The 12,221-nt window shown below is 52.8% G+C and carries 12 protein-coding genes; 7 read left to right on the forward strand and 5 right to left on the reverse strand.

Going from position 1 to position 12,221, the window contains the following annotated elements:
- The first annotated feature begins 37 nt into the window (after positions 1-37).
- The 4 genes from ACHUEV_RS00980 (at position 38) to ACHUEV_RS00995 (ending at position 2,471) form a co-directional block, all read left to right on the forward strand.
- Positions 38-508 carry a YbaK/EbsC family protein gene (locus tag ACHUEV_RS00980; RefSeq protein WP_394177205.1) on the forward strand — a complete coding sequence of 157 codons (471 nt, stop codon included), beginning with the start codon at positions 38-40 and terminating at the stop codon, positions 506-508.
- A gap of 116 nt (positions 509-624) precedes the next feature.
- On the forward strand, positions 625-1,047 hold the full coding sequence (locus tag ACHUEV_RS00985) for a DUF2852 domain-containing protein (protein WP_394177206.1): 423 nt from the start codon (positions 625-627) through the stop codon (positions 1,045-1,047).
- Positions 1,048-1,116: 69 nt separating this feature from the next.
- Positions 1,117-1,545 (forward strand): RDD family protein, encoded by a 429-nt coding sequence (locus ACHUEV_RS00990; RefSeq protein WP_394177207.1) that lies wholly within the window; start codon positions 1,117-1,119, stop codon positions 1,543-1,545.
- Between the two features lie 119 nt (positions 1,546-1,664).
- Positions 1,665-2,471, forward strand: coding sequence for an arginyltransferase (locus ACHUEV_RS00995; RefSeq protein ID WP_394177208.1), 807 nt, complete (start codon positions 1,665-1,667; stop codon positions 2,469-2,471).
- A 68-nt stretch (positions 2,472-2,539) separates the two neighbouring features.
- On the opposite strand, the gene ACHUEV_RS01000 is transcribed toward ACHUEV_RS00995, so the two are convergent.
- From ACHUEV_RS01000 to ACHUEV_RS01010, 3 genes are all read right to left on the reverse strand, one after another.
- Complete coding sequence (locus ACHUEV_RS01000; RefSeq protein WP_394177209.1) at positions 2,540-4,894, reverse strand: TRAP transporter large permease; 2,355 nt, start codon at positions 4,892-4,894, stop codon at positions 2,540-2,542.
- A gap of 15 nt (positions 4,895-4,909) precedes the next feature.
- Positions 4,910-5,857 carry a TRAP transporter small permease subunit gene (locus ACHUEV_RS01005; RefSeq protein WP_394177210.1) on the reverse strand — a complete coding sequence of 316 codons (948 nt, stop codon included), beginning with the start codon at positions 5,855-5,857 and terminating at the stop codon, positions 4,910-4,912.
- A 123-nt stretch (positions 5,858-5,980) separates the two neighbouring features.
- On the reverse strand, positions 5,981-7,063 hold the full coding sequence (locus tag ACHUEV_RS01010) for a TRAP transporter substrate-binding protein (RefSeq protein WP_394177211.1): 1,083 nt from the start codon (positions 7,061-7,063) through the stop codon (positions 5,981-5,983).
- Positions 7,064-7,345: 282 nt separating this feature from the next.
- Between ACHUEV_RS01010 and ACHUEV_RS01015 the strand changes: the two genes are divergently transcribed.
- Together ACHUEV_RS01015 and ACHUEV_RS01020 are read left to right on the forward strand one after the other, a co-directional pair.
- Positions 7,346-8,734: a cache domain-containing protein gene (locus ACHUEV_RS01015; protein ID WP_394177212.1), complete on the forward strand. Its 1,389-nt coding sequence runs from the start codon at positions 7,346-7,348 to the stop codon at positions 8,732-8,734.
- Positions 8,731-9,363 carry a response regulator gene (locus ACHUEV_RS01020; protein WP_394177213.1) on the forward strand — a complete coding sequence of 211 codons (633 nt, stop codon included), beginning with the start codon at positions 8,731-8,733 and terminating at the stop codon, positions 9,361-9,363. The genes ACHUEV_RS01015 and ACHUEV_RS01020 overlap by 4 nt, the downstream gene beginning before the upstream one ends.
- Here ACHUEV_RS01020 and ACHUEV_RS01025 read toward each other — a convergent pair whose 3' ends face one another.
- The gene (locus ACHUEV_RS01025; protein ID WP_394177214.1) at positions 9,364-9,678 is read right to left on the reverse strand and encodes a DUF1272 domain-containing protein; all 315 of its coding nucleotides are present in this window, start codon (positions 9,676-9,678) and stop codon (positions 9,364-9,366) included.
- A 78-nt stretch (positions 9,679-9,756) separates the two neighbouring features.
- Positions 9,757-10,884, reverse strand: coding sequence for a LysM peptidoglycan-binding domain-containing protein (locus ACHUEV_RS01030; RefSeq protein WP_394177215.1), 1,128 nt, complete (start codon positions 10,882-10,884; stop codon positions 9,757-9,759).
- Positions 10,885-11,113: 229 nt separating this feature from the next.
- Between ACHUEV_RS01030 and yghU the strand changes: the two genes are divergently transcribed.
- A complete protein-coding gene (gene yghU / locus ACHUEV_RS01035) occupies positions 11,114-11,980 on the forward strand; it encodes a glutathione-dependent disulfide-bond oxidoreductase (RefSeq protein ID WP_394177216.1) in 867 nt (288 codons plus the stop codon).
- Positions 11,981-12,221: the final 241 nt, after the last annotated feature.

Here is a 12,221-nt window from a genome sequence, read left to right on the forward strand (position 1 = left end):
CCGCACGCTAGAGTGACCCAAAAAGGACATGAAGATCATGAGCAAAAGCCTGAAACGCGTCATTCGTGCGCTGCATGACTCCGGTTTGGATATTACCCCGCTTGAAATGGGAACTGAGACACGTACCGCGCAACAAGCCGCTGATGCTGCTGACTGCCACGTCGATCAAATCGCCAAATCTGTGATTTTTGCTGGGGAAACCTCGGGACAGGCAATTTTGTTTATCACAGCAGGCAGCAACAAGGTGGACGCGGCAAAGGCGAGCGTCGTTGCGGGCGAGGCCTTGGGCAAGGCAGACGCTGCGATGATCCGGGCGCAAACTGGCTTTGCCATCGGTGGCGTTGCACCTGTTGGGCATCTGAACCAGATCCGCGCGTTTATGGACCCAAGACTATCTGAATTTGGCGAAATCTGGGGGGCTGCCGGGACGCCTCGTCATATTTTTCCGATCGCGCCAGAGCGTTTATTAGAAATTTCCAACGCGCAGGTAGCTGATTTTACGATGTAAAATGCATTAATGTAAAAAACATTTACATAAACTCTTGAAGTTCACACTTCGGGTTCCGATATCAAGTCATGTGAAAGGCATTCACATAACCTAACTGATACTCAAAGGAGCCCACTATGAACACCGCCACAACCCAGTCGCCGATGGGACAAACCCATCACCTTGGGTTTTTCGCCCGTGCCGAAGCCTGGCTAGATGAGCGTGGCAAAGGCGCCTGGATCGCTGCAATGGTTCTGGGCTTCATCTTTGTCTGGCCGATTGGCCTCGCCCTTCTTGCCTATATGATCTGGAGCAAACGCATGTTTAACAAATCTTGCAGTCACAAATCCCACCGTCGCCACATGCGCAATTCCAGCGGCAACAGCGCATTTGACGCCTATAAATATGAAACGCTGCGTCGGCTTGAAGAAGAACAAGACAATTTCGAAGCCTTCTTGAAACGTCTGCGCGAAGCCAAAGACAAGGCCGAGTTTGATCAGTTCATGAACGAACGCGCCAAGGCGACCGACGACGACGCACTACCCGAGCCAGCCAACTAATTTGTTGGCAAACAGGCGACCCTAACATTTAGGGTCGCCTGCCCCTTCATTAAAACCCAGAGCATTCCCATGACAGATTCTCCTTATTATCCCACCTCAGACGCGTTTTCTGGCGTCACGTTAAAGCGCGGCATCGCGTGGCTATTTGATATGGTCATCATCGGCGTGATTTGCGTGCTTGTGCTTCCCTTTACCGCTTTTACTGGCGTCTTCTTCTTTCCAGCCCTGATGTTGCTGATCGGATTTCTTTATCGTTGGTTCACAATCGCAAACGGGTCGGCGACGTGGGGCATGCGCATGGTCGGTATCACGCTACGCGATCACTATGGTCGCCCGCTGTCATCCGGCACGGCATTTGCACATACATTCGGCTATTCGGTCAGCGTTTGTATTGCGCCACTTCAGCTTATTTCAGTGATCCTGATGTTGGTTTCGCGCGAATCCAGAGGGTTGACTGACTATCTGCTCGGCACGTATGCAATGAACCGTTACGCTTAGCGTCGTCCGCTATAATCGTTTTCGCCTGCCCAAAAGTGTTGTTGCCAAATAGGAAACAAGGGCTTGGCCTATCGAAAATGGATTGTTAAGCTTTCTTGACATATTACCCGGATGACCTCATGCGCCACACGCTTCCCATTGCACCGCAGTTCTATGTGACTGCACCGCAGCCCTGCCCTTACCTTGAGGGCCGGATGGAAAGGAAGCTGTTCACTGCATTGCAAGGCGATACCGCGACAAAGCTAAACGATTCCCTTTCAAAACAAGGGTTTCGTCGATCACAGAACGTGCTTTACCGTCCGTCTTGCGCGGAATGTTCGGCCTGTATGTCTGCGCGGATTGACGTGTCAAAGTTCAACCCAACACGGAGTCAACGTCGCGTCAGCAAACGCGGCGCACATCTGGACCGTCGCGCAACGTCGCCTTGGGCAACCGAAGAACAATACGATCTGTTTCGTGAGTACCTAGATGGTCGTCACGCAACCGGTGGCATGGCGGACATGGATATGTTCGAATTTGCCGCCATGGTCGAAGAAACGCCGATCCGATCACGCCTTATCGAATATTCGCATGACCGCAAGCTACAGGCTGTGTGTCTAACCGATATTTTGGATGACGGGTTATCAATGGTTTATTCCTTCTTCGACCCTGCGCTCGAGAAGCTATCGCTTGGCACCTACATCATCCTTGATCACATCGATATCGCCCGCGAACTTGAATTGCCCTATGTCTATTTGGGCTATTGGGTGCCCGGTAGTCGCAAGATGGATTACAAAGCCAAGTTCGAAGGGCTAGAGATTTACAAGGGCGGCGAATGGACACCATTGGGCGACCCAGAACGTTACAGTTCAGATGTGCATCCGCTGTCAAATGATCCTATCGCGGAACAGGTTGCACAGATTAAGCTACCTGACGGACGCATCTAAAATTCAACCAGACAACGAAAAAGGCGCGCGCAGTTTCCTGCACGCGCCCTTCTTTTGTTTGTTCTCGATTACTTCAGCAGGTTTGGCACGATTGTCACAACGCTTGGCACCAATGCCAGTAGGACCAGCGCACCGACCTGAATAGCGATGAATGGCATCACACCACGGTAGATTTGGCCCGTTGTAATCGACTTGGGTGCAACACCACGCAGATAGAACAGTGCAAACCCAAACGGTGGCGTCAAGAACGATGTCTGCAGGTTCACCGCAATCATGATCGTGACCCATTTTGGATCAAATGTACCGCCATAGATGACTGGCCCAACGATTGGGATCACGATGTAGATGATCTCAAGGAAGTCCAAGACGAACCCCAAGATGAACAGAACGAACATGACCAGCAGAAACACCTGCCATTCGTTATCAAACGACCGCAAGAACTGCTGGATATAGTGTTCGCCACCGAATGAGATCAGTACGAGGTTCAACAGTTGCGACCCGATCAGGATCGTAAACACCATCGACGTGACCTTGGCGGTTTCGCGCACGACCGGCGATAGAACCCCACCCGAAAGCAGAACCCAGCAAGACCACCCCAGACCAAACATGGCGTAAAGGAATGAAACGAACGCCACGAGATAAGCAATGCGATTTTCGAACAGCACGACCTCTTGGCCCATACGCATGTCAAAGTTCACACCAACCAGCAACATCAGCGCAATAGCACCGGTAGTCTGCAGAACGATCCGGCCAGACAGACCTTGATCTTGACGCTTACGATACGCGGCAAGCAATAGCGCACCGCCTGCCCCCAAGGCCGCAGCCGGGGTCGGGTTCGTGATCCCACCAAGGATGGAGCCGAGAACCGCCACGATCAGAACCAGCGGTGGGAAGACCACGCGCAGGATCTCATTCGCAGAAAGATACTTGATCGCGACACGCATCCCAAAGAAGGCGACCAAGAGCGGCAATGCGATAATCACCGTCGTGACGCCAGGTGAGGTCAGCGGCGAAATGAACGCAAGGTCAGCAAGCAACAACAGCACGACCCCAGCGACGCCAATCAGCAATGGACGTGCGTCCTTGCTTGGTGCGACACCACGCGCAATGGCGAGCGTCAGAGCAAGGAACATCGTGGTGATCCCAATGCCTGTACCAATTGGTGCAGCATTTGCAACGCGCTCTGCTGTGATCGTTGCGCGCTCTTCGTCGCTCAGCGCGCGCGCCTCGGCAACGCCCCCAGCTTCGTCAATTGCAGCTTGTTCAGATAGCGCGGTATTCCATGCCTCTTCACCATGCAGATCAAGCATCGCTGCTGCACAGTCATCGCTGACATTTGTGCGCAAGGATGCTGTTTGCCCGGCATCGGTAAAGCTATCAACGATAATCGTTTGATTGCCTAGCAAACCAGTTTGGCCAAGCCCGATGGTCAAACCAATGATCCCAACAGGCACAGCGAGGAACCAAGTAAAGGCCTCATTACGGGTGACAGTTTCACCTGTGCCGCCAGTTTCGAATTGAACAGCAGGCGCTTTGGATGGGTTCAGCAACGCAAAGACAAAAGCGTATCCTGCATAAAGCACCGCCAGCATGATCCCCGGAAGCATCGCCGCTTGGAACAATGTGCCGACGGATACAACAGCGGGTTCGCCCAGATATGTCAGCGCATCAGAACAACCCGCAAGCTGCGCACGTTCTTCTTGGGCGGCTGAATAAAGGTCACCAGCAAGCGTGCCCAACAGAACGATAACAATGGACGGTGGAATGATCTGCCCCAGCGTACCGGACGCCGCAATCACACCTGTCGATAGTTCGGGCGAATACCCGTTCTTCAACATGGTCGGCAGCGCCAGCAAGCCCATGGTTACAACTGTTGCGCCCACAATACCGGTGGAAGCAGCAAGGAATGCGCCAACGATCACGATGGACACAGCCAAACCGCCGGGCAACGGGCCGAATACTTTGGCCATTGTTGTCAGCAGTTCGTCCGCGATCCGCGACCGCTCTAGCACGATCCCCATCATGACGAACATCACAACAGCAAGCAGTGTTTCGATCGACTGACCAGCCAGAACACGTTCGTTCATGCGGTTCACAAGGAAACCAACGTTACGATCAAGAGCTTGTTCCCAACCGTTGGGGAACAACACATGTTCATATCGCGGCAATTCGGGGTATCGGAACACTGATACCGCGTCCGGCCGCACACCTTCGGCGATCAGAGCGGCGTATTCCGCAGAGTTTGTATCAATCGCGGCATGGATCAACAGACCAGAGCTATCAAGAGCGGCGATAATTCCGAATGAAATAACGGCAGAACCACTAATCGCAAAAGCGACAGGAAAGCCCGACAAAATCCCAGCAAACAACGTCAAAAAGACGATGATGATGCCGATTTCTACGCCATCTAAACCTAAAAGCATATCTCGCGCCCTACCTTAGTGAATTTCTGCGACAAGTTCAGCGGTCGCATCGCCGATGACATCACGGTCAAGATATTTACCTTCGCTTTGCGGGCCTTCCTTCAGCTCTAGGTAAGAGCGATAGAAGAACGCAACCGCCTGCAACATCACCATGAATGTGAAGGTAACCAGCAGGATTTTGAACAAGTAATAGTAGTCGAAACCGTTTGGTGAGAAGCCGGTAAACTCCACGTTCCAGCGCAGCGCACGCGCCTTGTTCACCAAACGATCAAGGCTATCGGACGCCGAGGGGTTTGGTACCACTAGATGCCGCCATAAGAAGAACCAGCCGTAAAGCCACGTTAGGATGGCCGCTGGGATCATAAACAGTAGAGAGCCCACCATATCGATAATCCGCTTGGTGCGGAAACTGACCGCAGAATACACAAGATCAACGCGGACGTGGCCGCCTTGGACGAATGTATAGCTCGCGCACATGCAGACGATCATCGCGTTATATAGCTTGAGCTCTTCTGACCACCAGCTGACGTCCTTGGCAAAGTTCACGCCAAAGCCGATGCCGATTTCCGACACCGCAAAGATGCGCTGCATAAAGATGATGACGATCTGCTGCAGGACCATCAGCAACCCTGCCCAAGCAAAAAAGCGGCCGACCTTGTTTGCGATGCCTTCTAGCACGCGCACGCAGCCCCACATGAATTGGTTGTTCATAAAGCCAAAGATGCTGACGATCATGAAAATGACAAATACGACAAAGAACAATTCGACCGAGGCGCCGTAGTAGATAAAGCGCATGAGCGCCTGTTTGACCTCAAGATCGTCCATTGCTGCATTGGTAAAGGGAACCCACGACAACCACTGGCCGGGATGCGTCACTGCGTAGCCAAAATTGTAAAATGCTTCGATTAGGTTGGCAAAGAACCAACCAATGGGGTTACCCCCCCATGCTTCGACCAGGCCCATGTCCCAATCCCCCTGTCGCGATAATTTTTTGATAGGTGCTTCCCTTGCACCCTTATGCATGAGGGCCCCTATGCAAAACGCATCGGGCCCTCACGTTAGATAGTCACGTTAAGTGAATGGGCCTTAGCCCATTACACGGTCACGCTGGGCGCGATAAGCACCTTCAGATTTCTGGATCCAGCCAGAAGACGCAGCCATAGATGCGTTGTAGCTTGCACGCAGACGGTCATAGATGTCGTCGCCAGCATACTGGTCCAGTGTTTCTTTCGCAGCTGAACCCATAGCATCCCAAACTGTGTCAGGGAATTCCAGAACCTTAACACCGCCAGCTTGTAGACGCTGAAGTGCTGCACCGTTGTTGTTCATGAACTGTGCAAGGTTCCACTGGTGAGCTTCGCCAGAAGCGATTTCGATGATCTTCTGGTGCTCTGGGCTTAGGCTTTCGAACACGTCAAGGTTCGTCGCAAGCGACAGACCAGCGCCCGGCTCGTGCATACCAGCGGTGTAGTAGAACTTGGTGATTTCTTGGAAACCAGCTTTTTCATCTGCCCATGGGCCGATCCACTCTGTTCCGTCGATCGCGCCGGAAGCCAGTGCTTGGTACACTTCTGCGCCTGGCAGGTTTTGTACGGATGCACCCATTTTACCGAGAGCCTGACCACCCAGACCTGGCATGCGGAACTTCAGACCTTGGAAATCCTCTGGACCAGTGATCTCTTTTGAGAACCAACCACCAGCCTGTGGGCCAGTGTTACCAGCAAGGAAGGATTTCAGACCAAAGATCTGGCCGAGTTCGTCGTGGAAGCCCTGACCTTCGCCTTGGTAGTACCAGTTCGCCAGTTCTTGTGGCGTCATGCCGAAAGGTACGGATGTGAAGTATGCATAACCAGGGTGCTGGTTAACAAAGTAGTAGTCCGCGCCGTGGTACATGTCTGCCTGACCTGAAGTCACAGCATCAAATACTTCAAACGCACCAACGAGTTCGCCAGCGGCCTTAAGGTCGATTGTCAGCGAACCGCCAGACATTGCAGTGATCGTATCAGCAGCACGTTGTGCAGCATCGTGCACACCTGCCAGACCACGTCCCCACGTCGTCACAAGCGTCAGCGTGCGGTTGCCCTGCGCATATGCTGGTGCAGCAAGCGCTGTCGCAGCAGCGGCCGTACCGCCAAGTGCAGAGTTCTTTAGAAATGAACGGCGATCCATGAAATTTCCTCCCAGATATTATTCTTCCACCCCAAACACAGGCAAAAGCAGATCGTTTTTCGTTCAGGCAGGTTATCGTGTGATTTGGTCAGCGAAAATACGTAGTTCTACGTAGAAAGAACATTTTTGTTACATTTCTTGACCAATATCGCACGATTATTAGGCGAAAACGCAAAGTTAAGCACACCAACTGCGACAGTCTAGGGGTTTGATTCGGCGCGATTCCCAGCTAACGATCCAGTTATGACGGGATGGTTTTCGCAACTTCGCGATAGGGTAAGTATGAGCTACGGCCAAAAGATCTTTCTTTTGGCGACGGTCCCGCTTGTGCTTGCTGTTTTTCTGATTTCATTGGTGGTCGCCACTCAGTCACGCCAGCTTGCTGAACGCGAAATTCAGGCACTTGAGGAACAGTTGATCGCAACAAAGCGTGCAGAACTTCAGAACTACCTGTCAATTGCGCGTACCGCCGTAGTGAACACCTATGGCCGTGCCGCCCCTGATGATGAGGCCGCCAAACTGGCCGTCACCCAAGAACTGTCTTCGATGCTTTATGGGCAAGACGGTTATTTCTTTGTGTTTGATTATGACGGGAACAACCTTGTCGCGCCGCGCCAAACGGATTTAATCGGACGGAATTGGCTGGGACTTACGGATCCGAACGGCACAGAGATCACAGATGCGCTGATCCGGATCGCGCGTACGGGTGGCGGATACCACAGCTTTATCTGGACCAAACCGTCAACCGGTGAACAGGCGCGCATGATCACCTATGTAAATGGCTTTCAGGATTGGCGTTGGGTAATCGGCACGGGCATATTTATCGACGATGTACTTGAGAACGTTGCGGCCTCTCGTGCCGAAGTTCAGGCACGCATTACGCGCACTTCATTCTATATCGTCGCGATTGCGATCGTCGCACTAATAGGCGTGTTTCTAACGGGGATGTTCTTGAACTTGCGCGAAAGGCGGCTGGCGGATGCTAAGCTAAAGGAACTGACCCAGCGCATTATCGACACCCAAGAAGAAGAACGCGGCCGCGTTGCCCGCGAATTACACGATGGGATCAGTCAGATGTTGGTCGGGGTGCGCTATGCACTGGAACTGACCCGCCGCAAGTTAGGTGAAAACAGCAGCGACAGCCTGAACAAAGGTATAGACGGGCTTGGCCAAACGATCCAAGAGGTGCGCCGCATCAGCCGTGACCTGCGCCCGGGGGTTTTGGATGACCTTGGGCTTGGTCCTGCCCTTCAGGCGCTGACCGATGATTTTCGAACCCGGACCGGGATTGAAACCGAATTTGAGACTGTCGTCTTCCGCAATCGCTTAGACCAAGAAGCACGGATCGCGCTTTATAGGATCGCCCAAGAGGCGCTGACAAATATCGAACGACACGCACATGCCACCCATGTGCACATGACACTCAAGGGACATCGATCTGGCGCTATGCTGCGTGTGTCTGATAATGGTGTCGGCATGACGTGGCCGCAACCAGGACGGCGTGGAACGCATGGCCTTGGGCTGCGCAATATGCAAGAACGCATCGAACAGATCGGTGGCACACTGCGCATTACTGCATCGCGCAGCGCTCCGACCGGAACCACCATCGAGGCGCAGGTACCGCTGACCCACCTGCTGAGCCCAACAAAGACGCCAAAGGAACACGCATGACGATCCGCATTCTGATCGTGGATGATCACCCAATGGTCACCGAAGGCATTCAGGCCATTCTAGAAAGCTATGACGACATCGAAGTCGTCGGAGCGTTGAACAACGGCCAAGACGCCGTCGATCAGGTCGTGGATTTGGCACCGGATGTGATCTTGCTTGATCTGAATATGCCGGGTCTTTCGGGCTTAAACGCGACCGAATTCATCCTTGAAAAACGACCAGACACGCGGATCGTGATTCTGTCCATGCACGACAGCCCAGAATACATTTCGACAGCACTAAGCCACGGCGCGCGCGGTTATATCCTGAAAGATGTGCCAACCGATGCGATCCGAACCGCAATTGATACCGTGATGTCAGGTGAACAGTATCTTTGCACCGGTGCCAAAGGATCGCTGCAGCCAAAAATCAGCGACGGCCGCGAGACGCTAACCAGCCGCGAACAAACGATCCTGCTTGAACTGGCCCAAGGCAAGTCCAACAAAGAAGTCGCAAACACGCTGAATATCTCTGTGCGTACCGTCGAAACACACCGTAACAACATCAAATGCAAACTCGGCATCAGTTCCACCGCTGGGTTAACGCGCTATGCGATGGAGCACGGCGTCTTACAGGGGACTGGCATTTAACTACCGGTCGCGCGACGCAACTTTACGCAGCTTTTCAGTCATTTCCGCGACCTCGGCCTCTGTGAACTTGCTGTGTACCCTGTCAGTGCTGGCCGGATTGTTCACCAGACCAAGCTTAGGGCGGTCACGGTAGGCATTCTTCGGGCGGATCGGTCGCGGTGCAAAACCGCCCCCACAGGTTGGGCATACATTATGCAAAACTGTCTCGACACAATGTGCGCAATAGGTGCATTCATAAGTGCAAATTCTTGCGTCCCCTGCATTCGGAGGCAGATCTTTATCACACCACTCGCAGTTTGGTCTTAGTTCTAGCATCTAATGTCTCAGCGACTAAAAATTACGAAATCCAGATAATTTGCCGCGCCTCTTAAGAGCAAGGCGCGGCTTTTTTGGTTAGTTCTCAACTGTCGCTTTGATACCCTCGCGAACGATCTCGAACCATTCCCCGGACAAGCGCAACTCTTCCAAGCCAGCGTTGATGATCTCCATATAGGCGTCACCGTTCGGATTGTTCTTCGAAACGAACACATGCAGCGTCTGCTTAGATGTCAGCGCCGGGATATCGACAATCATGTCTGTCATACCTGCGTTGGTCGAATCTTCCTCTGCCGGCAAAGCGTCATAAGTCACGACATCAACGGCACCGTCACGAAGCAATTCCCAACATGCGGCCTGCGTCGGTGGTTGGGTCAGCTCGATATTAGGCGAAACTAATGCCTCGCCCTCTAGGTCGAACGTGAACCATGCATCAGGCCGGCAAAGGCGCGCGCCGAACAGATCCGAATAGCTGGTTGCAGCGGCATAAGGGCTTCCCGCGAGCGTGTAATAGCCAACAAGCGCGTCATAAAACGGCTCTGAGTGGTTGAAATCCGTGCAGCGATAGGCATTTGGCGCAGACAGATTTGCGACCTTCGTGCAGTCGGGCTTGAACCACGGAAATGCCATGTCGATCGCACCGGATGGTAGCAAAACACCAAGATGCGAGTTCCAGTCGTTCACGAACAGAATATTAAATTCTTGATCTGGGTTTCCCAACTCCATTGACCGGCGCACCATCTGTGTAAATAGGCCCCCGCCCGGTAGTGCTTCGTCGGTAAACGGCGCATACCCACTTGACGTCACGAACCGCAGGGCGCGATCCAAGCTTTCGGGTTGTAGGGTCGGTGCAGCCGTTGCGGCCGGAGCAGCGGCGGTCGTGGTCGTGCTTGGCAATGAACCATCTGCGCAAGGAATCTTGAGCACCTGCCCAACCTCAAGCACATTTGGGCTGCTCAGCACATCAGTATTGGCATTAAACAGCACCTGATAGCCGCCACGGACATCTGCGCGCCCAGCAACCTGACTAAGAGTATCGCCCTTCACAACCGTATAAGTTGAACATTGTTCTTGTGCCTGAACCTGTCCGGCTGCGGCCATCATTATTCCGACACTTGTTGCAAACACAGCAGCAAGGCTCGTAGAGGAAAACAACTTTACTCGTGATAAGGCCAACTTAGTGGCTTGGGTTCTAGCATTCGACATCTGTCGTCCCTTTCGCTTATCATTTCGTCGTGAAGCCACTATTTCACAGAACCTGAAAATGTCTTACGAAAAAATACCTATCTGAAATGCAATCCGAAGCTGTGCGTCAAATCAAATTGCTACGCATTTGAAACGCACTAATAATTTATCATTACCGGCTTGCGCATCGGGCCGATCCCAGACCACTTTGTAGCTGACATAGAATTCAAATCAGAAATCGGAGCCAACCATGACCGACACAGCTAGTTATGTTCCCCCCAAAGTATGGACATGGGACGCAAAGAACGGTGGTGAATTTGCAAGCATCAACCGACCCATCGCAGGATCCACACACGAAAAAGAATTGCCGGTCGGCGATCATCCGCTTCAGCTTTACTCTCTCGCGACCCCAAATGGCGTCAAAGTCACCGTCATGCTTGAAGAACTGCTGGCTGCCGGACATGACGCCGAATATGACGCGTGGCTGATCAAGATTGGCGATGGCGACCAATTTGGCAGTGGGTTTGTCGAAGTGAACCCAAACTCGAAAATTCCGGCCCTGATGGATCACGGCACCGGAAGCCGGGTTTTTGAAAGCGGCGCGATCCTTTTGTATCTCGCCGAAAAATTCGGGGCCTTCTTGCCTACTGATCCAGCTGCGCGGACCGAAGCAATGAACTGGCTCTTTTGGTTACAAGGCTCGGCCCCCTACTTGGGCGGCGGATTTGGTCACTTCTATGCCTACGCACCTGAAAAGTTCGAATACCCCATCAACCGCTTCGCGATGGAAGCAAAGCGCCAACTTGATGTGTTGGACCGTCAGCTGGCTGATAACCGCTACCTGTCTGGGGATGATTATACGATTGCCGATATGGCGACTGCGCCATGGTATGGCCGAATGGTCAAAGGTGATGCCTATGATGCGGGCGAATTCCTTGATGTCGGTATTTATAAAAACGTTATCCGTTGGGCAGATGAAGTCATGTCGCGCCCCGCATTTATACGTGGCGCAAAAGTGAACCGCACTTTTGGCGCGCCGGAAGACCAGCTTCATGAACGTCATGATGCCAGCGATTTCGACACCAAAACACAAGATAAAATCGGTGGCGAAAGCTAACCTACCGACATGCAGTCAGCGCTATGCCGTGGCGCTGATTGCTTCACTAAAACGCAGCGCGATTGGCAGGACTTGAAAGAAAGTTCCAAAATCACGCGCTCAAACGACATTTTCTCCAAACGGACGGTTGACCCTCAGAATTGCCAACACTATTGTCACCGCACACGAGAGGAACCCCGATGAACAACGTCGTACTCATTCTAAGATACACGCGCATGGGCCGGTAACGGTAAGACCATAA

The sequence above is a fragment of the Yoonia maritima genome, from assembly GCF_043641945.1.
GTDB lineage: Bacteria > Pseudomonadota > Alphaproteobacteria > Rhodobacterales > Rhodobacteraceae > Yoonia > Yoonia maritima_B.

Coding starts and splice junctions, on each gene's coding strand:
- ACHUEV_RS00980 (WP_394177205.1), top strand. CDS start 38: ATGAGCAAAAGCCTGAAACGCGTCATTCGTGCGCTGCATGACTCCGGT.
- ACHUEV_RS00985 (WP_394177206.1), top strand. CDS start 625: ATGAACACCGCCACAACCCAGTCGCCGATGGGACAAACCCATCACCTT.
- ACHUEV_RS00990 (WP_394177207.1), top strand. CDS start 1,117: ATGACAGATTCTCCTTATTATCCCACCTCAGACGCGTTTTCTGGCGTC.
- ACHUEV_RS00995 (WP_394177208.1), top strand. CDS start 1,665: ATGCGCCACACGCTTCCCATTGCACCGCAGTTCTATGTGACTGCACCG.
- ACHUEV_RS01000 (WP_394177209.1), bottom strand. CDS start 4,894: ATGCTTTTAGGTTTAGATGGCGTAGAAATCGGCATCATCATCGTCTTT.
- ACHUEV_RS01005 (WP_394177210.1), bottom strand. CDS start 5,857: ATGGGCCTGGTCGAAGCATGGGGGGGTAACCCCATTGGTTGGTTCTTT.
- ACHUEV_RS01010 (WP_394177211.1), bottom strand. CDS start 7,063: ATGGATCGCCGTTCATTTCTAAAGAACTCTGCACTTGGCGGTACGGCC.
- ACHUEV_RS01015 (WP_394177212.1), top strand. CDS start 7,346: ATGAGCTACGGCCAAAAGATCTTTCTTTTGGCGACGGTCCCGCTTGTG.
- ACHUEV_RS01020 (WP_394177213.1), top strand. CDS start 8,731: ATGACGATCCGCATTCTGATCGTGGATGATCACCCAATGGTCACCGAA.
- ACHUEV_RS01025 (WP_394177214.1), bottom strand. CDS start 9,678: ATGCTAGAACTAAGACCAAACTGCGAGTGGTGTGATAAAGATCTGCCT.
- ACHUEV_RS01030 (WP_394177215.1), bottom strand. CDS start 10,884: ATGTCGAATGCTAGAACCCAAGCCACTAAGTTGGCCTTATCACGAGTA.
- yghU (WP_394177216.1), top strand. CDS start 11,114: ATGACCGACACAGCTAGTTATGTTCCCCCCAAAGTATGGACATGGGAC.